This window comes from Microbacterium shaanxiense (assembly GCF_054779995.1).
Map to the genome: position 1 here is coordinate 724,798 of NZ_BAAGXE010000001.1, position 23,555 is coordinate 748,352.

Below are 23,555 nucleotides of genomic sequence, written 5' to 3' on the forward strand. Positions count from 1 at the left end.
CGTGAGCGATCACACGGATCCGAACACCGAGCCGGCCCCGCCGGCCGACCAGGCCCGGCCGACCGGCCTCAGCCGTCGCGGTCTGCTCGGACTCGCGCTGGGTGGCGGTGCGGCCGGCCTCGCCGTCGGGGTGGGCGCAGGACTCGCCGGAGGCATCGCCATCGGCCGGGAGCGTGAACGCTCGGCGACCGACGCGCCCTTCGCCTTCTTCGGCGCCCATCAGGCCGGTATCACCACTCCCGTCCAGGATCACCTGCATTTCGCGTCGTTCGACATGATGCCCCGCAGCGACCGTGACGACCTCGTCACGCTCCTGCAGGACTGGTCGTACGCGGCATCGCGCATGACCCAGGGCCTCGAGGTCAGCGCGACGGGCGCGGTGGGCGGCGACGCGCAGACCCCGCCGGATGACACCGGGGAGGCTCAGGGACTCAGCGCAAGCGGCCTGACCATCACGATCGGTTTCGGCCCGACACTGTTCGAGAACGCGGACGGCGATCGCTTCGGGATCGCGGACAGGCGTCCGGCCGGCCTCGAACGGCTTCCTGCGTTCCTCGGCGACGATCTGAACCCGGAGACGTCCGACGGAGACCTCTGCATCCAGGCGTGCGCCGACGATCCGCAGGTCGCGGTCCACGCGATCCGCAACCTGAGCCGGATCGCGTTCGGGCGCGCACGGCTGCGCTGGTCGCAGCTCGGATTCGGCCGTACCTCGCGCACGACCACCGATCAGGCCACGCCGCGCAACCTGTTCGGTTTCAAGGACGGCACGGCGAACATCCTCTCCGACGATGCGGCCGCGCTCGACGAGCATGTCTGGGTCGCGGCATCCGATGAGCCGCAGTGGCTCCGAGGCGGCTCCTATCTCGTTGCCCGGCGGATCGCGATGATCGTCGAGACGTGGGATCGGGTGCGCCTGGCCGAGCAGGACCGGATCATCGGCCGCGACAAGGGGGAGGGGGCGCCGCTGTCCGGAGGGCACGAGTTCACGGACCCCGACTTCACGAAGGCCGCGATCGATGAGAACAGCCATGTGCGCCTCGCCCATCCATCGCAGAACGCGGGGGTGCGGATCCTCAGGCGCGGCTACAACTACGTCGACGGCAACAGCAGTCTCGGACGACTCGATGCCGGGCTGTTCTTCCTCTCGTACCAGCGTGATCCCCAACAGTTCATCGCGCTGCAGCGCTCGCTGTCGACCGATCTCATGAACGAGTACATCCGGCACGTCGGCTCGGGTGTGTGGGCCGTCCCCTCCGGAGCGCGCAACGGTTCGTACGTAGGCGCGGAGCTCTTCGACTGAGCAGCGCCTTCGACGGATCAGCCATCGCGAGAGCGCCGAGACCCTGTCGGATCGTCCCGGCGGGACACATCGGCCGACAGTCGCGCATCGGAGAACAGCCAGCGCGCACGCGGTTCGACGAGCGGTCGGAAGAGCCACCGCACCGGCCTCGTCGCGAGCACGACGGCGATGAGCACCGACAGGAGGATCACGGTGGGCAACCAGATCCAGGTCGGCTCCGCGTCGCGCAGGATGCCGGATTCTCGGAACGGGTAGAGCACGAACGAGTGCAGCAGATACACGTACATCGTGTACTGACCGAACTTCGTCCACCATTGCTCGCGACGGGGGATCAGCACGAAGAATGCGGCGCTCAGCACGAGACCGATCGCGATGAGCAGCAGGCGGATCCCACCTGACCACCACTCGTCACCCCCGAGGTCGACGTAGGTGTCGTTGTAGAAGAACCACTTGTCGAGACTCATGCTCTCCCACAGGTCCACCCACGTCCACGCCACGTACGCGTCTGCGGCGAAGACGAGCAGCGCGACGACGCGAAGCCACCAGGGCCTGAAGTCGATCAGGCGGAAGCGGTTCACGAGGTCGTGCTCCCGCAGCCACCATCCGAGCACGAAGAACGGCAGGAAGCCCAGTGTGCGCGAAAGCGAGAAGGTGCTGTCGACGTTGCTGAGGTAGCCGGCACCCACGGAGATCAGCACGCTCCACACCAACGGCCAGCGCAGCAGGGCGAGATAGGGCAGGACCAGTCGGAAGATCCCGAGGGCGAGCAGGAACCACAGCGTCCACGACGGTTTCGTGAGGTTGGGTTCGGCCTGGCCCTCCACGAGCCACTTCGTGAGGGTCCACAGCAGCTCGAAGATCACATACGGGACCAGGATGTCGGTGATGACCCTCGCCATCTGCTTGCGAGTGGGCGGCGAGGACTTCGAGAAGTACCCGGCGATGATCGCGAACGCCGGCATGTGGAACGCGTAGAACGCCAGGTAGAGCGCCATCGCGATGCTCGAGTCGTAGGTGAGGCGCTGGATGGCATGGCCGAGGACGACGAGCACGATGCACGCGTATCGGGCGTTGTCCCAGAAGGGCACGCGTCTGCGTGGCCGCGCCATGCCCCCGGTGATCGGGCCCGTGGGCGTCTGTGCGGCAGTGCTCATCCTCCGAGGCTACCGGCCGTTCCACGGCAGACCGGGAATAAAGTTGCGTGGGTTGCGTTGTCCCATATACATGCATTTGAATAGAAGCGACATGCAGACAGCATCCGCCTCGAGAAACCCGGAGCACACCATGAGCGAGCAGACCGACACCTCAGGCATCCAGTTCGGACTCTTCACCGTCAGCGACATCACGCAGAACCCCGTGACGGGAGAGACGCCGAGCGAAGGGCAGAAGATCAAGGACGCGATCACGATCGCGAAGCACGCCGAAGAAGTCGGCCTCGATGTCTTCGCCGTGGGCGAGCATCACAACCCGCCGTTCTGGTCCTCGTCGCCCACCACGACCCTCGCCGCGATCGCCGCGCAGACCGAGCGCATCATCCTCTCGACCTCGACGACGCTGATCACGACGAACGACCCGGTGAAGATAGCCGAGGACTTCGCCATGCTCCAGCACATCTCGGACGGGCGCACCGATCTCATGCTCGGCCGTGGAAACACCGGCCCCGTCTACCCGTGGTTCGGCAAGGACATCCGCCAGGGCCTGCCTCTGGCCATCGAGAACTACGCGCTGCTGCGCAAGCTCTGGGATGAGGACGTCGTGGACTGGGAGGGCAAGTTCCGTACGCCGCTGCAGGGCTTCACCTCGACCCCTCGTCCGCTCGACGGTGTCGCACCGTTCGTGTGGCACGGATCGATCCGCACGCCCGAGATCGCAGAGCAGGCGGCATACTACGGCGACGGTTTCTTCGCGAACAACATCTTCTGGCCCAAGGAGCACTACCAGCGCCTGATCGAGCTGTACCGCCAGCGCTACGCGCACTACGGGCACGGCACACCGGAGCAGGCGATCGTCGGCATCGGAGGGCAGGTGTTCATGCGGGCCAAGTCGCAGGATGCGGTGAACGAGTTCCGTCCGTACTTCGACAACGCGCCGGTCTACGGCCACGGTCCCAGCATGGAGGACTTCACGGAGATGACGCCGCTCACGGTCGGCTCTCCGCAGCAGGTCATCGACCGGTACGCAGCGATGCGCGACACCTTCGGCGACTTCCAGCGTCAGCTGTTCCTGATCGATCACGCGGGCCTCCCGCTCAAGGTCGTGCTCGAACAGCTCGACATCCTCGGCGGCGAAGTGGTGCCGGCACTGCGCCGCGAACTCACCACGAACCGCCCGGCGACGGTGCCGGATGCCCCCACCCATGCCGCACGGGTGAAGGCCGTGTACGGCGACGGGCCTGCCCGCCAGGCGGTGCCGGGCGCCAATCGTGGTGACAACCTCACCGCAGGATCCCCATATCAGGACACCCCCGAGCCCGCAGGCGCGTCGTTCGGGCTCGGCCGGAAGGACGCATGATCATGGCAGAGCGTCGCATCGCCGTCATCTCGGCAGGACTCTCCAACCCGTCGTCGACCCGCATGCTCGCAGACCGCATGGCGGCTGAGACCGTGAAGCGGCTCGCCGAGCACGACATCGAGGCCACCGTCGACGTGATCGAGCTGCGCGACCTCGCGCACGACATCACGAACAACCTGCTCACGGGTTTCGCGCCGGCGGCTCTCGAATCAGCGCTCAACTCGGTGTACTCGGCCGACGCAGTGATCGCGGTGACGCCGATCTTCTCCACGAGCTACTCAGGACTGTTCAAGTCGTTCATCGACGTGCTCGATCCCGACGCGCTCACCGGCAAGCCCGTCCTGATCGGAGCGAACGCCGGCACGCCGCGTCATTCGCTCGCGATCGACTATGCGATCCGTCCACTGTTCGCCTACCTGCACGCTGAGACCGTCTCCACCGGAGTGTTCGCGGCGTCCAGCGATTGGGGTGGATCAGGAGACGACGTCGCTCCACTGGCGAAGCGGGTGGAGAAGGGTGCCGGAGAACTCGCGGACGCCATCGCCCGCAAGGACGCGGCGGCCGTCGAGGACCCGTTCGATCCGGCGAACTACCTGGGCGAGGGCCGATCCTTCGGTCACCTGCTCGGCGGGCTCGCGGGGGAGTAGGTCCCTCAGCGCCACCGGTACTCGGTCTCGGGGCGGCCCCGACCGCGGTACCGGGCGGCGCGCTCGAGCCTGCCCTCATCGGCGAGGTGCTCGAGGTAACGCCGCGCCGCCACACGCGACATTCCCAGTTGTTCGGCGGCCTCGCTCGCCGACAGCACCCCCGCGGCACGGGCGGCCGCGGTCACACGGGCCAGCGAGGTGGCCGACAGCCCCTTCGGCACTCGGATGCTCCCTGTGGGCCGTGATGCGCCCAGCAGCGCATCGATCTCGGCCTGGCTCGCCTGACCGGCTGCGGCGACGGCCTTCGCGCTGTAGGCGCGGTGCTGCTCGAGGCGCTCGCTGAAGGTGGCGAACGTGAACGGTTTGACCAGGTACTGCACGACCCCGAGCGCGGCCATCTGGCGCACCGTCTCCGCGTCTCGGACTCCCGTGATGGCGATGACGTCGACGGGGATCGAGCGTGCGCGCAGATGACGCAGGACATCGAGTCCTGAACCGTCGGGCATCGTCATGTCGAGCAGCACCAGGTCGATGCCCTCCGGCGGAGGGTTCTCGATCAGGGCATTGAGCGCCGCGCGGGCGCTGCTGCATTCCCCGACGACCGCGTAGCCGTCGATGCGTTCGATGTAGTCCCTGTGCAGTTCCAGGGTGAGGGCATCGTCATCGACGAGGAGCGTGTGGATCACGGCATCCGCCCCTTCGTCGCCTCATGCGGCCCACGCGCACCCGGCAGCGTCACACGGAACGTCGTCGGGTCGTCCATGATCTCGACGGTCCCGCCTGCCTCGTCCACGATCGATCGCACCAGCGCGAGTCCGACACCTCTGCCGTCGGCGCCGGCGGGCTTGGTCGAGAACCCGTGCCGGAAGATCTGCTCCCGGACCGCGGAGGGAACGCCCGCGCCGCTGTCCGACACCTCGAGCACCACTCCGCCGTCCGGCGCGGCTCCGACCACGACCCGGATCCAGCGCACCGGCGCCGCAGCGGCCGCATCCAGGGCGTTGTCGATGAGGTTGCCGAGCACGGCGATGCTGTCCATCGGCGCGAGTGCCGAGCGCGGTGCGTCTGGCGCGATGTCGGCCGACCATTCGACACCGCGCTCCTTCGCCTGAGAGGCCTTGCACAGCAGCAGCGCGCCCACCGTCGGGTCGCCGTCTCGCCTGGCCGTGACCTGATCCACGAGCGACTGGCTCTGCCTCGACGTCTCGGCGAGGATCTCGATCGCCTCCTGCGTGCGCCCGAGCTCCAACAGCGCGATCGCGGTGTGCATCCGGTTCCCGTGCTCATGCGTCTGGGCGCGCAGTGCTTCACCGAGTGTGCGCACCGATTCGTAGGACGCGACGGCATCGCGCACCCGTCCAGCCGGCAGATCGCCCGCGATGCGGCGGGTGTAGCGACGTGCGAGGTACGCACCGAGCAAACCGGCGGCGATGATCAGTGCGGAGATCGCGACAGCCGACGGCAGACGTCCGAGGAACGACTCGGCCACGGATTCGACAGTGACTCCCGCCGCCACCCACCCCACGCTTTCCCCTTCAGCGTTCAGCACCGGTGTGATCGTGCGGATCGAGGCGCCCAGTGTTCCGGTGAACTCCTCGGTGAGAGTCTCCGCTGCCGGAGGGATGGTGCCGATGTAGAGCGCCCCGAGCCGTGTGGGATCGGGGTGCGTGACGCGCACCCCGGACGGCGTCATCACCGTGATGAAGTCCAGGGCTGAATGATCGACGACCGCGGTCGCGTAGGGCTGCAGTGCGGCGGACGCGGCGCCGGGATCGTCGCCGTCGAGGGCCTCGATGACGCTCGGCGAGTCGGCGAGCGCCTGCGCCAGCGCGCGGGTGAGGTTCTCGGCCTCGGTCCGTGCGCTGCGCTGGGTCTGCAGAGCGAGGATCACCGCGGCGACGGCCCCCACCAGGATCGCCGCGATGAGCAGGACGACGAACACGTGGGATGCCGCGCTGCGGCCGCGCTCAGAACGCGTCATCGCGATCTCCTTCTGCATCGTCGGCCCGACGGGCCACGACCAATACGACCACAAATGGTGGCCGTCTGAGAACCCGGGGGAGGGTGAGACCCGTTCACCCGGCGCTTCGCCGGACGTCATGTGACGACGCAGTTCATGATCACGGAGGTAACCCATGGCCATCACGACGAGCTTCTCGCTTCCCGGCTACAACTGGCGAAAAGGCAAACGCTCCTGGGACAAGCACACCTGGTTGTACGTCTCCGTCCTCATCGCCGTCGTCCTCGGCGCGGCCGTCGGCCTGATCTGGCCGGAGTTCGCGCAGAGCCTGGAACCGCTCGGCAAGGGCTTCGTCTCGCTGATCAAGATGATGATCGCACCGATCATCTTCTGCACGATCGTCGTCGGCGTCGGTTCGATCGCGAAGGCGGCCACCGTCGGGAAGATCGGCGGTCTCGCCCTCCTGTACTTCATGCTGATGTCCACGTTCGCGCTGGCGATCGGTCTTGTCGTGGGAAACATCATCCACCCCGGCACCGGGCTGGACATGGCCGGCGCGTCGTACGACGCGACCACCACGGAGGCGAAGTCCACGCAGGACTTCATCCTCGGCATCATCCCGACGACATTCTTCTCGGCCTTCACGGGTGAGAGCGTTCTGCAGGTGCTGTTCATCGCGCTGCTGGTCGGCTTCACCGTTCAGGGGCTCGGCGACAAGGGAGCACCGATCATGGCTGCGGTGAAGCAGCTTCAGCTGCTCGTGTTCCGCATCCTCGGCATGATCCTCTGGCTCGCGCCGATCGGAGCGTTCGGCGCGATCGCCGCCGTGGTCGGCAAGACCGGCATCGCCGCGATCTGGGGCCTCGGTCTTCTGATGGTCGCGTTCTACGTCACGTGCATCGTGTTCATCATCGGAGTGCTCGGCACGCTGCTGTACGTCGTCACGCGACTGAACATCTTCCTGCTCATCAAGTACCTGGCCCGCGAGTACCTGCTCATCGTCGGCACGTCGTCGTCGGAGTCGGCGCTCCCGCGGCTCATCGCGAAGATGGAGCACGTCGGGGTGTCCAAGCCGGTCGTGGGGATCACGGTGCCGACCGGATACTCGTTCAACCTCGACGGTACGGCGATCTATCTGACGATGGCGTCCCTGTTCATCGCGGCAGGCATGGGCCAGCCGATGTCGATCGGAGAGCAGATCGGACTTCTGCTGTTCATGATCATCGCCAGCAAGGGTGCGGCAGGCGTCACCGGCGCCGGCCTCGCGACGCTCGCGGGCGGTCTGCAGGCGTACCGACCCGACCTCGTCGACGGGGTCGGCGTGATCGTCGGGATCGACCGCTTCATGTCCGAGGGGCGCGCGCTCACGAACTTCACCGGCAACGCCGTGGCGACACTTCTCATCGGAACCTGGACGAAGCAGATCGATCCCGAGCGGGCGCGACGCGTGCTCGGCGGCGGCGAGCCGTTCGACGAGTCGATGATCGACGGATCGTCGCACGACGGAATGTCGACCGCGACGGACGCGGTCGACACCCAGGGCCTGGAAGAGGCAGCAGTGAGAGAGCTGGCGGCGAAGGAAGCGCGGGCGAAGGCACGCGCTCAGGGCTGAGGCGAATCCTCAGAAGAGGAAGAGGGCCACTCCGTCGGGAGTGGCCCTCTTGGTGGTCATCCGCTCTTGCGTCGGAACTCACGTCGCGTCTGCGGCGCGTTCGCCGCGTGGACGGCGGAGTCGCCGTCCAGGTGCGATTCACCGTTGCGGTGCTGTGCGTTCTTCTTCTCGAGCGCTTCCTTGAACTTGCGCTTCATCTCCTCGGACGAGGAGGCCGCGCCTTCTTCGGTGCTCATGACGCCAGCCTACTCGGACGGCTCGTTCGCTGCGACCGGGTTCCGCCGACGGGAGCGCCGGCGGATGATGAGGTCGATCAATGCGCCGAGCCCGATGGCGACGACGATCGAGATCAGCACCGACACGATGGGGGCGTCGGGAAAGATCGCGGCGAACACCGCGCCGATGGCGGCCTGGTACGTGGCCCAGCCCGTCGCGGCGAGCACGACCAGGCCGAGGTAGCGCGCGAACGGGATCCGGGTCGCCCCGGCGACGAGGTTGATCGCAAGCCGTGCGAAGGGGACGAAGCGTGCGGTGAACAGCACCACCGCCGTGCCCGCTTCGAGCCGCCCGCGCGCCCAGCGCTGCGCGCGCTGCAGACGTTCGTTGCGCATCCACCGCCAGCGTTCCAGGCCAGCCCACCGGCCGATCCCGTAACACAGCAGGTCTCCGCAGGCCGCCGCTGCCGCGGCGCAGAGGATCACCGCCCACAGCGGGGGCGTTCCCGTCGACGTCGACAGCGCCCCGAGCGCCGTCACTGCGATCTCGCCGGGGACGACCACGAGGAACGCGTCACCGAACACGAGCAGCGCCATGACGGCGAGGCCCCAGGGACCTGTCGCCGCATCGAGCAGCCCTTCCGGAATCACGCGACAACTCTGCGCGTCCAAGGTGAACGGAAACGGAATCGGGGACAGCCGGTGAAGGACAGTCATGCAACAGGTGAACACTCAGGTGCGGGGCCCGCCGTTGTCCGATGCCGGCGATCGGTGGCGTCATCCTGAGATCGTGAGAGTCGCGATCGTGACCGAATCCTTCCTGCCGCACATGAACGGTGTGACGGGATCTGTGCTGCAGATCCTGCGCCACCTCGAGCGCGAGGGCCATGAGGCCCACGTGATCGCCCCGGATGCCGTCGGCATCCCATCCGTGATGCATGAGGCCCCCATCGAGCCGGTGGCGAGCGTGGCGCTGCCGGGGTACCGCAACGTCAGGATCGGCGCGGCGACCACGAGACGCGTCGCGGCATCGCTGGGACGTTTCCGTCCCGACGTGGTGCACCTGGCCTCACCGTTCGCGTTGGGATGGCGCGGCGCACTCGCGGCGTCCAGCCGCGGCATACCTGCCGTCGCCGCCTACCAGACCGATGTCGCCGCGTACACGGAGCGCTACCGGCTTCCCGCCACGACGGCGTTCGCCCGCAACCACATCGTCCGGCTGCATCGCCGGGCGACACTGACCCTGGCGCCGTCGAGCGAGTCCGAACGCCAGCTGATCGACCTCGGCGTCGACCGCATCCGCCGGTGGGGACGCGGCGTCGACGCCGAGCGATTCCACCCTTCGCAGCGCGACGAGCGGCTGAATCGTCGGACGCCGGACGAGGTCATCGTCGGGTACGTCGGTCGGCTCGCCGCGGAGAAGCAGGTCGAGGATCTTCGGGTGCTGCATCGGATGCCGGGTGTGCGTCTCGTCATCGTCGGCGATGGGCCGTCGAAGGCGAGGCTGCAGTCCGAACTGACCGATGCACTGTTCCTCGGACACCTCGACGGGGAATCACTCGCGACCGCCATGGCATCGTTCGACATCTTCGTGCATCCGGGGGAGAGCGAGACGTTCGGGCAGACCCTGCAGGAAGCGCACGCGAGTGGCGTTCCCATCGTCGCGACCGGCCGCGGCGGTCCTCTCGACCTGGTGCGGATGGGCATCGACGGCTGGTTGTTCCGGCCGGGAGATCTGGACGACCTCCGCATGCGAGTGGCCGACCTCGCCGGTGACGGGCGCAAGCGCCGGGCGTTCGGCGTCGCGGGACGCGCCGCCGTGGAGGGGCGAAGCTGGCAGGCGGTGTGCGACCAGTTGATGGGGCACTTCGAGGAGGCCCGCGAACTGCACGATCTCGATCAGCGGACGAGAGCCGCACGCATCCGGAGGCCCGAACCGGCGCGTCCGACATCGGGGCGCCGCTGGCAGCGCTACGTCGCACTGGGAGACTCGTTGACCGAAGGGCTCTGCGATCCTGCACCCGACGGCGCGCTGCGCGGCTGGGCCGATCGTCTCGCGCTGCTGCTGGCAGCCCGCGGCGGCCTCCACTATGCGAACCTCGCCGTGCGATCGCGGCGCGTGCGCGACGTGTCGGGGGAGCAGCTCGCCAGGGCGCGCGAGCTGCAGCCGGATCTCGTGTCCATCCTGATCGGCGCGAACGACCTCGTGAAATCCCACGTCGACGTCGCCGCGCTGGCGGCGCAGGTCGAGCAGGTCGTGCGCACACTGCGAGACGACGGCGCGGATGTGCTCCTGGTGACGCCCTTCCTGCCCGACCGTCGGGCCGCGCGACTCTTCACACGGCGGTTCGCCGACTTCGCCAGCCGACTGGCCGCGATCGCGGAGCGCACGGGTGCCATCCTCATCGACACGGACCTGCACCCTGTGCTCTCGTCCAGACCGAACTGGGGCGAGGACCTCGTCCACCTCAGCAGCCGCGGACATCGCTTCCTCGCCTACCAGGCAGGAGAGATGCTCGGCGTGCCGCACGCCGACACGCTCGGCGCGCTGGATCAGGTCCTGCACGACGTCGATTCCACGAGTCGCGCAGCGTGGTGGCAGCATCACGCCCTGCCATGGGTGTGGCGGCGCCTGCGCGGCCGGGTGGCCGGAGACGGTCGGGTGGCCAAGCATGATGACTACGTCTACATCGGCAGGTCGTCGGCCATGCGCAGCGTCGCAGCCCGCTGAGGCGTCCAGGTCATCCGCGAATTCCACGCGCGCTGGTAGGCTGACAGTGGACTGCTGTGTGCAGTACGCGCGCCGCATTGTGCGCGCTGACGTATGATCTCGCCCGTCACACGGACGGACGAGTCTAAACAAAGAAGGAGAGACCTCTTGGAAGGTCCTGAAATCACTGCCGCCGAGGCCGTTCTCGACAACGGCCGCTTCGGCACTCGTACCATCCGCTTCGAAACCGGTCGCCTCGCTCAGCAGGCGCAGGGTTCGGTCGCGGCTTACCTCGACGGGGAGACCATGATCCTCTCCGCGACCAGCGCAGGGAAGCACCCGCGCGAAGGATTCGACTTCTTCCCGCTGACCGTCGACGTCGAAGAGCGTTCGTACGCTGCCGGCAAGATCCCCGGCTCGTTCTTCCGCCGTGAGGGCCGTCCCTCCACCGAGGCCATCCTGGTCTGCCGTCTGATCGACCGCCCGCTTCGTCCGTCGTTCGTGGACGGACTCCGCAACGAGGTCCAGGTCGTCATCACCGTGCTGTCGATCGCTCCTGGTGAGTACTACGACGCTCTGGCGATCAACGCGGCCTCCGCGTCGACGCAGATCTCGGGTCTGCCGTTCTCCGGTCCGATCGCGGGCGTGCGCCTGGCGCTCATCCCGGGTCAGGGCGAGAATGCGGATCAGTGGGTCGCGTTCCCGAACCAGGCTCAGGTCGAAGAGGCCGTGTTCGACCTCATGGTCGCCGGTCGCGTCGTCAAGAAGTCCGACGGCTCCGAAGACGTCGCGATCATGATGGTCGAGGCCGAAGCCACCGAGAACAGCTGGAACCTCATCAAGGGCGGCGCCGTCAAGCCGAACGAAGAGGTCGTTGCAGGCGGCCTCGAGGCCGCCAAGCCGTTCCTGAAGCAGCTCGTCGAGGCGCAGGCCGAGATGGCTTCGCACTCCTCGAAGGCTCCCGGCGTGTACCCGGTCTTCCCGGCGTACGAGCAGGGCACCTACGACTTCATCGCCGCCTCTGCGACCGCCGACCTCGAGAAGGTCTACCTGATCGCCGACAAGCAGGAGCGCCAGAGCGCCGATGACGAGGTCAAGGACCGCGTCAAGGCCGAGGTCGCCGCCGCCGTCGAGGCGGGGACGCTCCCCGCTTCCGCGACCGGTGAGGTCTCGGGCGCGTACAAGTCGCTGACGAAGAAGATCGTCCGTGGTCGTGTGCTGTCCGAGGGCGTCCGCATGGACGGCCGTGGACTGGCCGACATCCGTCCGCTGGACGCCGAGGTGCAGGTCATCCCGCGCGTGCACGGTTCGGCGATCTTCCAGCGCGGCGAGACCCAGATCATGGGTGTCACCACGCTGAACATGCTCAAGATGGAGCAGCAGATCGACTCGCTGTCGCCGACGACGAGCAAGCGCTACATGCACCACTACAACTTCCCGCCCTACTCGACCGGTGAGACCGGGCGCGTCGGGTCGCCGAAGCGTCGCGAGATCGGGCACGGCTTCCTGGCCGAGCGCGCGCTCGCACCGGTGCTGCCCAGCCGCGAGGAGTTCCCCTACGCGATCCGTCAGGTGTCCGAGGCTCTCGGCTCCAACGGCTCGACGTCGATGGGCTCGGTCTGCGCGTCCACCCTGTCGCTGCTGAACGCGGGTGTGCCGCTGCGTGCACCCGTCGCAGGCATCGCGATGGGCCTCGTGTCCGATGAGGTCGACGGCCAGACGCGTTACGCCGCGCTGACCGACATCCTCGGTGCGGAAGACGCGCTCGGCGACATGGACTTCAAGGTCGCCGGCACCAGCGAGTTCATCACCGCCATCCAGCTCGACACGAAGCTCGACGGACTCCCGTCCGACGTGCTCACTGGCGCGCTGACCCAGGCGCGCGATGCACGTCTGACGATCCTCGGTGTCCTGAACGCGGCGATCGACGCTCCTGACGAGATGGCGCCCACCGCGCCGCGCGTCATCAGCGTGCAGATCCCCGTCGACAAGATCGGCGAGCTGATCGGCCCGAAGGGCAAGACGATCAACGCGATCCAGGACGAGACCGGCGCGCAGATCTCGATCGAGGAGGACGGCACCGTCTACATCGGCGCGACCGATGGGCCGTCCGCTGAGGCGGCTCGTGCGCAGGTCAACGCGATCGCCAACCCCACCAACCCCGAGGTCGGCGAGCAGTTCCTCGGCACGGTCGTGAAGATCGCGTCGTTCGGCGCGTTCATCTCGCTGCTGCCCGGCAAGGACGGACTGCTCCACGTCACCGAGGTGCGCAAGCTCGCCGGTGGCAAGCGTGTCGAGAACGTCGACGACGTCCTCTCGGTCGGCCAGAAGATCCTCGTGAAGATCACGAAGATCGACGACCGCGGCAAGCTGTCGCTCGAGCCCGTCCTCGACGACGCCGCTGAGGCGGCACCGGCAGCCGAGGCCGCTGCCGAGTCGGAGACCACCGAGGCGTAAGCCATCCGGATCAGGCCCGGATTCCACTCCTTGCGAGCGGGATCCGGGCCTTCTTCGTATCCGATGTGATCGAAACGTTATGCAAAGTTCTCCGGGTGTTACCGCCAATGGTCGGAGTTGTCTCCGGCGTCGCTTACCCTCGAAATACGCACCGGGGGGTGCACACGGATCACGCAGGCCGTAGCTATCGGACATGTGCGGGGGTGATGAGGATGCGACTGTTCAGCACAGGTGCTGCTGATCAGCAGGCGAGCCTGCAGGAGCATTCCCTCGAGCATCCGTCGGCACCGATACCGGTCGTCGGTCCAGGGGTGGGCGAGAGCATTCGCGTTCCGCTCGGTGAGACCGGCATGGAGACGTTCCCGCTCATGCTCGGGGCGGCTGAGTTCGGGTGGAACGTCGACCTCGAGACCAGCCATGCGATCCTCGACCGCTACGTCGAGTTCGGCGGTAATGCGATCCACACCGCCGACGGGTTCTCGGGCGGCCGCAGCGAGCACATCATCGGCCAGTGGCTTCGTTCGAGGGGGCACCGCGGCCGCAGCCTGCTCAGCGTGCGCATCGGCTCGCACGCCGATAATCCGGGCCTGGGCTCGGTGAATCTCGTACGCGCCGTCGAAGGTTCGCTCACCAGGCTCGGCGTCGAACGGATCGATGTGCTGCATCTCGATGCGTCCCTCGATCAGCAGACCAATCTGGAAGACACCCTGGCGACGGTCGAGTGGCTGCGCGACGCGGGCAAGATCCACGCGGTCGGCGCCTTCGGCTTCGCCCCCGAGCGATTGGTGGAGGCGCGGATCCTCGCCGCCGCAGGCTACCCGCGCATCGAGGTGCTCGACGAGCCGTACAACCTCATCCGCCGTCAGGCCTTCGAGGGCGATCTGCGACTCGTCGCGGGCGCGCAGAGTCTCGCCGTCACGCCTTCGCACGCTCTTGAGCACGGTTTCCTCTCCGGCAGGCACCGCAACAAGGCGCTGATGTCGCAGGGCGTGCGCGGTGAACAGCTGCGAGGGCATCTGAACCGTCGTGGCATCCGGATCCTCCGCGCGCTCGACCAGGTGGCGACCGAGATCGCCGCCCCTGTCGCGGCGGTGTCGATCGCCTGGCTGCTCGCGCAGCGCACGATCGCCGCGCCGATCGTCAACACCTTCGCGACGCAGCACGTCGAGGAGCTCATGCAGGGTGCAGGCATCACGCTGTCGCGCACGCAGGTGGCCGACCTCACTCGCGCGGGAAACTGAGTCTCGCCGGATCAGCCCGGGCGTGTCGCGCATGTGCCGCTAGGGTGGAAGTGCCCCAGCGGAAGCTGGCGACGAAGCGAGCGGGTTGTGACGCACTATATATATCTGGTCAGACACGGTGAACATCAGGATGCCGAACACGGTGTCGACGACGGACCCCTCTCTCCACGGGGGCAGCGTCAAGCGGAATTGATCGCCGATCGGCTGTCCGGACTCCCGCTCGACGCGGTCTGGCACTCGCCGTTGCTGCGGGCGACCGAGACGGCCCGGGCGATCGCAGAGCGACTTCCCTCCGTCACGCCTGAGCCGTCGGCGCTGCTCTTCGACTGCGTCCCCACGGGTATGACGGAGGAGACGCCGGCGGCCTACGAACCGTTCTTCGGCTCTGTCACCGAGGCCGAGGTCGAGGCGGGCGGCGCGCAGATGGCTGACGCCGTCAACGAGTTCCTGGTCCGCAAGCAGGGCGACGTGCACGAGGTGCTGATCACGCACAACTTCGTGATCTCCTGGTTCGTTCGTGAGGTCCTCGGCGCCCCCGAGTGGCGGTGGATGACGCTCAACCAGGCCCACTGCGGCCTGACCGTCATCGCCCAGAAGCAGGGTCGGCCCTGGACGCTCGTCAACCACAACGAGCTCGGGCATCTGCCCGTCGAGTTGCGCACCGGGCTTCCTGAACCCATTCCCGTGTGATGCGCCGGCGCTGATCGCTCAGCGCAGGCTCTTGCGGTACCAGCGGGTCGCGTTCCGGTTGTCGTTGTAGGCGTCGATCTGTTCGAAGCCGCTGCGGGCGTACAGCCGGCCGGCGGACTCGAGCGTGTGATGCGTGTCGAGCACGAGTTCGGCGGCGCCCCACTCGCGAGCGCGCCGTTCGAGCTCGTCGAGTATCGCGCGTCCCCAGCCCTGGCCTCTCGTGACCGGCTTGAGGAAGAGATGCTTCACCTCGTAGCGGATGCCGGCCTCGCCGTCCGCCAGGCGTCGGATGCCACCGCATCCGACGGCCGCGTCCTCCGGGCCGGCGAGCAGGAACACGCCTGCCGGGCTCTCGAACGCCGCGGGATCGGGGAACACGGTGGTGTACGCGCCACCGGGGAACTCCTCGGCGCGCAGGGCGAAGTATTCGGTGAGGATCGCGCGGGACTCTGCAGTGCCGGGCGAGGACGGACGCAACTCGAGCATGAGTCAACGCTACTCGCCGCGCCGAGCCGGCCTGGCCCAGGGCGCACCGGCCGCTGAATAGACTGAAGGCATGAGCAAGAAGGTGGCACTCGTCGGCGGAACGGGAAAGCTCGGGACGATCATCGGACGCGTGATCGACGACCTCGAGGGTTTCGATGTCGTCCGGGTCCTCACGTCCTCGAGCGATCTGTCAGAGCTCGACGGTGCAGACCTGGTCGTCGACGCGTCGACCCCGCAGGTGAGCGTCGACGTCGTGCGCGTGGCCGTCGAACGAGGCATCAACGTCCTGGTCGGCACGTCGGGGTGGTCGGCGGAGCGCATCGCGCTCATGCGTCCGCTGGTCGAAGCAGCCGAGACCGGGGCTGTGTTCATCCCGAACTTCTCGCTCGGGTCGGTGCTCGGTTCGGCGCTGGCCTCCGCCGCCGCACCCTTCTTCGCATCGGTCGAGATCGTCGAGGCCCATCGCGACACGAAGACCGACTCTCCGAGCGGCACGGCCGTCCGCACTGCAGAGCTCATCGCAGCGGCGCGTGCGGAGCAGGGCCCTGTGAGCGCCCCGCACGCGGACCAGCGTGCGCGCGGGCAGCAGGTCGGCAGCGTGCCGATCCATTCGTTGCGCCGCCCCGGCGTGATCGCTCGACAGGACGTCATCCTTTCCGGCCCCGGAGAATCCCTCACCCTCACCCACGACACCGTGGACTCCGCCGAGGCGTATGCGCCGGGCATCCGTCTCGCGGTCCCGTTCGCGCTCGACGCGCGTGGTGTGTTCGTGGGCCTCGAGAACATGATCGACATCGGGATCAGGGCCCGCTCGTGATGACGCGCATCGGCGTCGCTCTCATCGGGGCGGCGCTGATCCTCTATTTCGTGCTCATGGGGCAGAAGGCGGTCCTGCTCATCGCGAGCGGCGAACCCGTCGGGATCGCCATGGGCATCGCCCTCATCGTGCTTCCCCTGATCGGCGTGTGGGCGCTCGCTCGTGAGATCCAGTTCGGCGTTCAGGCGGAGCGCCTGGGCACGAGACTGGATGCCGAGGGCGGGATGCCGCCGGCCGAGACCGCGCTCACACCCAGCGGCCGCATCGCGAAGGGCGATGCGGAACCGCTGATCCAGCGCTACACGACCGAGGCGGATGCCGCGCAGGACGATTGGCGCGCGCTCTATCGGCTCGGCGTCGTGCAGGACGCAGCCGGACGCCGCAAGGACGCTCGGGCGAGCATCCGCGCGGCCATCCGCCTCGCCAGGGCGAAGGGCTGAGTCCGATCAGGCGAGCGTAGCCTCGAGCGTGATCTCGATGCCCGACAGCGCCTGCGACACCGGGCATCCGGTCTTGGCACCCTCAGCGATCTCCTGGAACTGCTCCTGAGTGAGGCCGGGAACCGTCGCGTTGACGTTCAGGTGGCTGCCGGTGATGCCGACGCCGGGCTTGAACGTCACCGACGCGGTGGTGTTGACGCGCTCCGGCGGGGTGCCGTTCTCGGCGAGGGCGTGCGAGAGCGCCATGCTGAAGCACGACGAGTGCGCGGCGGCGATGAGTTCCTCGGGGGTCGTCGTCGTGTCAGAGCCCTCGCTGCGAGCCTTCCAGTTGATCGGGAACGTGCCGAGGTTCGAGGAGGAGAAGGCGACATTGCCGGAGCCCTCCATCAGTGAACCGTTCCAGGTGGTGGTGGCTTCGCTGGTGACGGGCATGGTTCCTCCAAAGGTCGTGGCGGGGTGTGCGGCCAGCCTACCCACCAGGCGCCTCGCGGGGAACCGGTCGCTCAGGCGCGAGCGGTGCGACCCACGATGCCGGCGCGCTGCAGCAGCAGATAGATCTGGCAGCCGAGGCAGAAGTCGAACACGGCATTGAGGAACGCCGCGATGAAGGCGGCTGCGGCGGCGACGGGCAGCGCCCACGGGACACCGGCCAGATGCAGCACGAGACCGACGGTGACGACGAACAGGCCGACGCCCTGCGCGAAGCGAGGTGGACGCGGATCCTCGGTCTCGGCCGGGGGAGCGAGGCGCGGGTGGACGACGCGGCGGAACAGCACGCTCCACGGCGTCGTGCGCGGCGATACGACGCCCCACAGGAACAGCAGCGCGATCGCGACCAGGAGCAGGAATCCGGGATCGAGGACGCGCTGCGACAGGGTGGTGTCGGCCTGCGCTGTGGATATCCCGATCAGACTCAGGACGACGGCGATGAGCAGGAGAACCGTCGTGATCGAGGCGGCGAAGCGCGGTCCTCGTGGGTCGATGCCCTCCGGTGCGCTCATCGCGACTCCTGGGTGTGAGGGGTGAGGACCGCGCCGAGCGCATGGTCGATGGCGGATCTGCTGGGTACTCCGCCCCAGCGGGAGAGCACTGTTCCGGAGGCGTCGACCAGGAACGTGGTCGGCGTCTGCAGCACGTGATATCGAGTCGCGAGGTCATTGCGGTTCGTCAGATCGATCTCGACGTGCGCGACGTCCGCGTGCTCGTCGGCGATGCTGCCGAGCATTCGGCGCACCTGAGGGCAGCGTGCGCACAGTTCGGTGCTGAACTGCAGCAGAGTCGCCGAGCGTGCGAGGCTCAAACCGTCGAGATCCTCCGACCGGATCACGAGGTGTCCGCCGGAGCGCCGTCGACCGTCCCGCGCGCGCACGATCAGGCCGCACACGATCGCGACCGCCACGATGGCGGCGGTGACGGCGAGTGCGGCGTCGACGGACATGTTCCGAGAATAGGCCGCGCAGGAGGGGACGGCTCCGGATATGACACAGGATGACGGGCGACGCTCGAGTCGGGATCCGCCTGCGATGTCGGAGACCCGGGTATCGTGGCAGACATGAGCGCAGCCGTCCCCACGCCGTACGAAGACCTGCTCCGCGATGTGCTGGAGTCCGGCACGCACAAGGACGATCGCACCGGCACAGGAACGACGAGCGTGTTCGGCCGTCAGATCCGTTTCGACCTGTCGCAGGGGTTCCCGCTGATCACGACCAAGCGCGTGCACTTCAAGTCGATCGCATACGAACTGCTCTGGTTCCTGCGCGGCGATTCCAACGTGAAGTGGCTGCAGGACAACGGCGTGTCCATCTGGGATGAGTGGGCGGATGCCGAGGGCGACCTCGGCCCGGTCTACGGGGTGCAGTGGCGGTCGTGGCCGACACCCGACGGCGGCCACATCGACCAGCTCGCACAGGTGATCGACCAGATCAGGGCTACTCCCGACTCACGGCGACTCATCGTCTCCGCCTGGAACCCTGCAGACATCCCCGACATGGCTCTCGCCCCGTGCCATGCGCTGTTCCAGTTCTATGTCGCCGACGGCAAGCTGTCGTGCCAGCTCTACCAGCGCAGCGCCGACATGTTCCTCGGCGTGCCCTTCAACATCGCCAGCTACGCGTTGCTGACCATGATGATCGCGCAGCAGGTCGGGCTGGAGCCGGGCGACTTCGTGTGGACCGGAGGCGACTGCCACGTCTACGACAACCACGTCGAGCAGGTGCGCGAGCAGTTGAACCGTGAGCCGTACCCGTACCCGACCCTCCGATTCGCGCGCACACCGGAATCGATCCTGGATTACGAGTTCTCCGACTTCGTCGTCGAGGACTACCAGCACCACCCGCCGATCCGCGCGGCGGTGGCGGTGTGAACGCATTGCCTCTCGAACTCCCGTGGGTCGGACTGATCTGGGCCGAGGCAGCCGGCGGCGTGATCGGAGCATCGGGGACGATGCCGTGGCACGTGCCGGAAGATCTTGCGCATTTCAAGCAGATCACGCTCACCGCGCCCGTCGTGATGGGTCGCAAGACCTGGGACTCCCTGCCGGAACGGTTCCGTCCCCTGCCCGATCGCGAGAACATCGTCATCACCCGTCAGCTGGGCTGGACATCGGACGGAGCGCGCCGCGCCGCTGATGTGGCCGATGCCGTTCGAGGCCTCGAGAAGGTCTGGATCATCGGCGGTGCCGAGATCTTCGCGCAGGTGATCGGGCAGGCGGATCGGCTCGAGGTCACCGAGCTCGACCTCGAGGTCGACGGCGACGCGTATGCGCCGTCCAAGGACGGATGGCGCCTCGTCCATGAGGGGGAGTGGCAGACCTCGCGCACCGGCATCCGGTTCCGCTTCCTCGGGTACGAACGCTGATGCCCACCGCGCTGATCACCGGCGCCAGCGCCGGACTCGGTGCGGAGTTCGCCCACCAGCTCGCGGCGCGAGGGGCAGACCTCGTGCTGGTCGCGCGCTCCGAGGATGCGCTCGAGACGCTCGCTGCCGGGCTTCGCGAGACGCACGGCGTCCTCGTGGACGTCCTCGTGGCCGATCTCGTCGTGGAAGCCGACGTGCAGCGCGTCGCGGCGCGGATCGCCGAGCAGGGGCATCCGATCGATCTTCTCGTGAACAACGCCGGCTTCGGGCTGCCGCTGCACTTCGCCGAGAACGACATCGACGACGAAGTGCGCCACCTGCGCATCCACGTCGAGGCGCCGATGAGGCTGATGCACGCTGCTCTCGGCGCGATGCGCGATCGTGGCGGGCGCATCATCAACGTGGCCTCGGTGGCCGGCTTCATCTCGCGCTCGACCTATTCCGCGTGCAAGCAATGGCTCATCGGCTTCAGTCGGTGGGCGAATGCGGAGTACGCGCGCGACGGCGTCACGGTTACCGCACTGTGCCCGGGATTCACGCACACGAGCTTCCACGAGCGCATGGGCCTCGAGCCAGGGCGCGAAGGAGTACCGGCGATCGGCTGGCTGCGGGCCGAGGACGTCGTGCGAGAGGGACTGCGCGATGCTGCCGCGGGCAGAGCGGTGTCGATACCGTCTCTGCGGTACAAGGCGGTCGTCGCACTCACGAGGATCCTGCCGTCGTCGCTGACGGCCAGAGCGGCCAGGCGCGGACGAGTCTGACCCGTCTTCGTGGCGTGCCGATGCCGGCCACTGACCTGTCCGGCGCGATGGAGCGGGACGCGAACCGATACGCTGGAACCATGACGCACTCGGGTAACCCATTCGGACAGGTTCTCGTCGCGCTCGTCACTCCCATGACGGCCGACGGCGAAGTCGACTGGCCCGCCGTCGAGAAGCACATGGATGACGTCATCACCGCGGGTGCGGACGGCATCGTCGTGACGGGAACGACCGGCGAGACCTCCACCCTCACCGACCCCGAGAAGCTCAAGCTCGTCGAGGTCGGAAAGTCCGTGTCCGCCGGACGCGCCAAGATCATCACGGGCGGCGGTTCGAACGAGACCGCACACGCGATCGAGCTCTACAAGGCCAGCGAGAAGGCCGGCGCCGACGGCATCATGATCGTCACGCCCTACTACAACAAGCCCACGCAGGCGGGCATCCTCACGCACTTCCGCCTCGTCGCGGATGCCACCGATCTGCCGGTCATCCTCTACGACATCCCCGGCCGCACCGGCGTGCCGATCAAGTACGAGACGATCCTGCGCCTCGCGAAGCACCCCAACATCCTCGCCGTCAAAGACGCCAAGGGCGACTTCAGCGAGGTCAGCCGTGTGCTGAACCAGTCCGATCTGATGTATTTCTCCGGCGACGACGCGAACGCGCTGCCGCACCTCGCCATCGGTGCCACCGGCCTGATCGGCGTCACGGCCAACATCACGGCCACGCCGTACCGCACGATCGTGGATGCGGTGAACCGGGGCGATCTCGCAGCCGCGACCGCTGAGCACAAGCGCCTCGAACCGCTCGTGCGCGCCACGATGACCCACGTCCCCGGAACCGTGTCGGCGAAGTACATCCTGCACGGCCTCGGCCGTATCTCCAGCCCCCGCGTCCGCCTGCCCCTCGTCGGGCCGGAGGAGTGGGAAGCCGCTCTCATCGAAGACGAGCTCGCGCTCGTCACCGATGTCCCCGGCGCCGATTTCTCGAACTTCCGCCCCGACCGCAACGCGGCCGCCGGCGGTGCGCTGCCGAAGGTGCATGGCACGACGCGTTGAGACGACGGGCGCGCCGCGCGCCCATAAGCATGAACGGGCACGACGAGTGTCCGACTGAGGAGACACCAATGTCCATTCCCATCTCCGCCCCCGCACCGCTCGCCGAAGGCGCTCTCCGTGTCATCCCGCTGGGCGGTCTCGGCGAGATCGGTCGCAACATGACGACCTTCGAGTACGACGGCAAGATCCTGATCGTCGACTGCGGCGTCCTGTTCCCCGAAGAGCACCAGCCGGGCGTAGACCTGATCCTGCCCGATTTCGAGCCCATCAAGGATCGGCTCGACGACATCGTGGGCGTCGTGCTCACGCACGGTCATGAGGACCACATCGGAGCAGTGCCCTACCTTCTGCGGTTGAAGGGCGACATCCCGCTCATCGGTTCGGGCCTCACGCTCGCGCTGGTCGAGGCGAAGCTCAAGGAGCATCGCATCCGCCCGTACACCCTGACCGTGAAAGAGGGTCAGGAGGAGAAGGTCGGACCCTTCGACCTCGAGTTCGTCGCGGTGAACCACTCGATTCCCGACGCCCTGGCCGTCGCCATTCGCACGCCCGCCGGGATGGCGCTGGCGACCGGCGACTTCAAGATGGACCAGTTGCCGCTCGACGGGCGCATCACCGATCTGCGTGCGTTCTCGCGCCTGGGCGAGGAGGGCGTGGACCTGTTCCTCGTCGACTCCACGAACGCCGACGTCCCCGGGTTCACCCCGACGGAGCGCTCGATCGGCCCCGTGCTCGACCAGGTGATCGCGAAGGCGCCCCGCCGGGTCATCGTCGCGAGCTTCTCCAGTCACGTGCACCGGGTCCAGCAGGTGCTCGATGCGGCGCACGCCAACGGACGCCGTGTCGCTCTGCTGGGGCGCAGCATGGTGCGCAACATGACGATCGCGGCCGACCTCGGTTATCTCAAGGTGCCCGAGAACGTGCTGATCGATTACAAGAAGGCCCGCGACCTGCCCGACGAGAAGATCGTCTACATGTCCACGGGTTCGCAGGGTGAGCCGATGGCGGTGCTCAGCCGCATGGCCAACCTCGACCACGCGATCGAGGTGGGAGAGGGCGACACCGTCATCCTCGCCTCCAGCCTGATTCCCGGCAACGAGAATGCCGTCTACCGTGTGATCGACGGACTCACGAAACTCGGCGCCAACGTCGTGCACAAGGCCAATGCAAAGGTGCACGTGTCCGGTCACGCCGCCGCGGGTGAGCTGATCTATTGCTACAACATCCTCCGGCCCAAGAACGTGCTGCCCGTCCACGGCGAGTACCGGCATCTGATGGCCAATGCGAAGCTCGCGCAGGACACCGGCATCCCCGAGGCGAACACGATCCTCGCCTCCAACGGCACGATCATCGACCTCAAGGACGGCCAGACGCACATCGCCGGCCAGCTCGACATCGGCTTCGTGTACGTCGACGGATCCACCGTGGGCGAGATCACGGACGCCGATCTCAAGGATCGCCGGATCCTCGGCGAAGAGGGATTCGTCTCGATCATCGTCGTGGTGGATGCCGCGACCGGGCGCATCATCACTGGCCCGGAGATCCACGCCAGAGGCATCGCCGAGGACGACTCCGTGTTCGACGACGTGGTGCCGAAGATCGTGGCGGCGCTCAAGGAGGCGTCGGGCAACGGCGTCCGTGACACGCACGCCCTCTCGCAGGTGGTGCGACGCACGATCGGACGCTGGGTGAACCAGAAGCTCCGTCGTCGTCCGATGATCGTTCCGCTCGTCATCGAGGCATAGCCCATTCGGCGCGAAAGCCGCGTCATTACGCGGCTTGTCGGCGCCT

24 protein-coding genes are annotated in these 23,555 nt (G+C 67.5%); 15 read left to right on the plus strand and 9 right to left on the minus strand.

Translation table 11 applies throughout. The annotated features are described in order from the left end of the window. Position 1 precedes the first annotated feature (1 nt). Positions 2–1,303, plus strand: a complete 1,302-nt coding sequence (efeB, locus tag ACYVG2_RS03340; protein ID WP_460779668.1) for an iron uptake transporter deferrochelatase/peroxidase subunit — start codon at positions 2–4, stop codon at positions 1,301–1,303. Positions 1,304–1,320: 17 nt separating this feature from the next. Here efeB and ACYVG2_RS03345 read toward each other — a convergent pair whose 3' ends face one another. After that, complete coding sequence (locus tag ACYVG2_RS03345) at positions 1,321–2,457, minus strand: acyltransferase family protein (RefSeq protein WP_460779670.1); 1,137 nt, start codon at positions 2,455–2,457, stop codon at positions 1,321–1,323. Positions 2,458–2,587: 130 nt separating this feature from the next. Here ACYVG2_RS03345 and ACYVG2_RS03350 point away from each other — a divergent pair, with 130 nt between their 5' ends. Continuing rightward, on the plus strand, positions 2,588–3,814 hold the full coding sequence (locus tag ACYVG2_RS03350; protein WP_460779671.1) for an LLM class flavin-dependent oxidoreductase: 1,227 nt from the start codon (positions 2,588–2,590) through the stop codon (positions 3,812–3,814). A 2-nt stretch (positions 3,815–3,816) separates the two neighbouring features. Next, positions 3,817–4,461, plus strand: a complete 645-nt coding sequence (locus tag ACYVG2_RS03355) for an FMN reductase (protein WP_448965343.1) — start codon at positions 3,817–3,819, stop codon at positions 4,459–4,461. A gap of 5 nt (positions 4,462–4,466) precedes the next feature. Here ACYVG2_RS03355 and ACYVG2_RS03360 read toward each other — a convergent pair whose 3' ends face one another. Then, complete coding sequence (locus ACYVG2_RS03360; RefSeq protein WP_460779672.1) at positions 4,467–5,147, minus strand: response regulator; 681 nt, start codon at positions 5,145–5,147, stop codon at positions 4,467–4,469. After that, the gene (locus ACYVG2_RS03365; protein WP_460779673.1) at positions 5,144–6,442 is read right to left on the minus strand and encodes an ATP-binding protein; all 1,299 of its coding nucleotides are present in this window, start codon (positions 6,440–6,442) and stop codon (positions 5,144–5,146) included. Before ACYVG2_RS03365 ends, ACYVG2_RS03360 begins: the two co-directional genes overlap by 4 nt. A 154-nt stretch (positions 6,443–6,596) precedes the next feature. Here ACYVG2_RS03365 and ACYVG2_RS03370 point away from each other — a divergent pair, with 154 nt between their 5' ends. After that, complete coding sequence (locus ACYVG2_RS03370; protein ID WP_460779674.1) at positions 6,597–8,033, plus strand: cation:dicarboxylate symporter family transporter; 1,437 nt, start codon at positions 6,597–6,599, stop codon at positions 8,031–8,033. Positions 8,034–8,089: 56 nt separating this feature from the next. Here ACYVG2_RS03370 and ACYVG2_RS03375 read toward each other — a convergent pair whose 3' ends face one another. Beyond that, positions 8,090–8,269, minus strand: coding sequence for a DUF5302 domain-containing protein (locus ACYVG2_RS03375; RefSeq protein ID WP_460779675.1), 180 nt, complete (start codon positions 8,267–8,269; stop codon positions 8,090–8,092). A 9-nt stretch (positions 8,270–8,278) separates the two neighbouring features. Further along, positions 8,279–8,899, minus strand: coding sequence for a DedA family protein (locus tag ACYVG2_RS03380; protein ID WP_460779676.1), 621 nt, complete (start codon positions 8,897–8,899; stop codon positions 8,279–8,281). 154 nt (positions 8,900–9,053) lie between these two features. On the opposite strand from ACYVG2_RS03380, the gene ACYVG2_RS03385 reads away from it, so the two are divergent. From ACYVG2_RS03385 to ACYVG2_RS03400, 4 genes are all read left to right on the plus strand, one after another. Continuing rightward, a complete protein-coding gene (locus ACYVG2_RS03385; protein WP_460779677.1) occupies positions 9,054–10,979 on the plus strand; it encodes a GDSL-type esterase/lipase family protein in 1,926 nt (641 codons plus the stop codon). 147 nt (positions 10,980–11,126) lie between these two features. Beyond that, the gene (locus ACYVG2_RS03390) at positions 11,127–13,415 is read left to right on the plus strand and encodes a polyribonucleotide nucleotidyltransferase (RefSeq protein ID WP_460779678.1); all 2,289 of its coding nucleotides are present in this window, start codon (positions 11,127–11,129) and stop codon (positions 13,413–13,415) included. A gap of 212 nt (positions 13,416–13,627) precedes the next feature. After that, entirely contained in the window at positions 13,628–14,656 is a 1,029-nt protein-coding gene (locus ACYVG2_RS03395) for an aldo/keto reductase (protein ID WP_460779679.1), read from the plus strand. 87 nt (positions 14,657–14,743) lie between these two features. Next, the gene (locus ACYVG2_RS03400; protein ID WP_448965352.1) at positions 14,744–15,346 is read left to right on the plus strand and encodes a histidine phosphatase family protein; all 603 of its coding nucleotides are present in this window, start codon (positions 14,744–14,746) and stop codon (positions 15,344–15,346) included. Between the two features lie 18 nt (positions 15,347–15,364). Here ACYVG2_RS03400 and ACYVG2_RS03405 read toward each other — a convergent pair whose 3' ends face one another. Beyond that, positions 15,365–15,832 (minus strand): GNAT family N-acetyltransferase, encoded by a 468-nt coding sequence (locus tag ACYVG2_RS03405; protein ID WP_460779680.1) that lies wholly within the window; start codon positions 15,830–15,832, stop codon positions 15,365–15,367. Between the two features lie 70 nt (positions 15,833–15,902). On the opposite strand from ACYVG2_RS03405, the gene dapB reads away from it, so the two are divergent. Both dapB and ACYVG2_RS03415 read left to right on the plus strand, forming a co-directional pair. Continuing rightward, on the plus strand, positions 15,903–16,649 hold the full coding sequence (gene dapB / locus ACYVG2_RS03410) for a 4-hydroxy-tetrahydrodipicolinate reductase (RefSeq protein ID WP_460779681.1): 747 nt from the start codon (positions 15,903–15,905) through the stop codon (positions 16,647–16,649). After that, positions 16,649–17,089: a hypothetical protein gene (locus ACYVG2_RS03415; RefSeq protein ID WP_460779932.1), complete on the plus strand. Its 441-nt coding sequence runs from the start codon at positions 16,649–16,651 to the stop codon at positions 17,087–17,089. The genes dapB and ACYVG2_RS03415 overlap by 1 nt, the downstream gene beginning before the upstream one ends. Before the next feature lie 6 nt (positions 17,090–17,095). Here ACYVG2_RS03415 and ACYVG2_RS03420 read toward each other — a convergent pair whose 3' ends face one another. The 3 genes from ACYVG2_RS03420 to ACYVG2_RS03430 all read right to left on the minus strand — a co-directional run bounded on the left by ACYVG2_RS03420 (position 17,096) and on the right by ACYVG2_RS03430 (position 18,527). Next, positions 17,096–17,521 (minus strand): OsmC family protein, encoded by a 426-nt coding sequence (locus ACYVG2_RS03420; RefSeq protein ID WP_448965355.1) that lies wholly within the window; start codon positions 17,519–17,521, stop codon positions 17,096–17,098. A gap of 71 nt (positions 17,522–17,592) precedes the next feature. After that, positions 17,593–18,090 (minus strand): DUF4395 domain-containing protein, encoded by a 498-nt coding sequence (locus tag ACYVG2_RS03425; RefSeq protein ID WP_460779682.1) that lies wholly within the window; start codon positions 18,088–18,090, stop codon positions 17,593–17,595. Beyond that, positions 18,087–18,527, minus strand: a complete 441-nt coding sequence (locus ACYVG2_RS03430; RefSeq protein ID WP_460779683.1) for a TlpA family protein disulfide reductase — start codon at positions 18,525–18,527, stop codon at positions 18,087–18,089. Before ACYVG2_RS03430 ends, ACYVG2_RS03425 begins: the two co-directional genes overlap by 4 nt. Before the next feature lie 114 nt (positions 18,528–18,641). Between ACYVG2_RS03430 and ACYVG2_RS03435 the strand changes: the two genes are divergently transcribed. The 5 genes from ACYVG2_RS03435 (at position 18,642) to ACYVG2_RS03455 (ending at position 23,509) form a co-directional block, all read left to right on the plus strand. Then, on the plus strand, positions 18,642–19,451 hold the full coding sequence (locus ACYVG2_RS03435; RefSeq protein ID WP_460779684.1) for a thymidylate synthase: 810 nt from the start codon (positions 18,642–18,644) through the stop codon (positions 19,449–19,451). Between the two features lie 80 nt (positions 19,452–19,531). Next, on the plus strand, positions 19,532–19,945 hold the full coding sequence (locus ACYVG2_RS03440; protein ID WP_460779933.1) for a dihydrofolate reductase: 414 nt from the start codon (positions 19,532–19,534) through the stop codon (positions 19,943–19,945). Next, a complete protein-coding gene (locus ACYVG2_RS03445; RefSeq protein ID WP_460779685.1) occupies positions 19,945–20,706 on the plus strand; it encodes an SDR family NAD(P)-dependent oxidoreductase in 762 nt (253 codons plus the stop codon). The genes ACYVG2_RS03440 and ACYVG2_RS03445 overlap by 1 nt, the downstream gene beginning before the upstream one ends. An 80-nt stretch (positions 20,707–20,786) precedes the next feature. Then, the gene (gene dapA / locus ACYVG2_RS03450) at positions 20,787–21,764 is read left to right on the plus strand and encodes a 4-hydroxy-tetrahydrodipicolinate synthase (RefSeq protein ID WP_460779686.1); all 978 of its coding nucleotides are present in this window, start codon (positions 20,787–20,789) and stop codon (positions 21,762–21,764) included. A gap of 68 nt (positions 21,765–21,832) precedes the next feature. Next, positions 21,833–23,509, plus strand: coding sequence for a ribonuclease J (locus ACYVG2_RS03455; protein WP_448965361.1), 1,677 nt, complete (start codon positions 21,833–21,835; stop codon positions 23,507–23,509). The last annotated feature ends 46 nt before the right edge of the window (positions 23,510–23,555 follow it).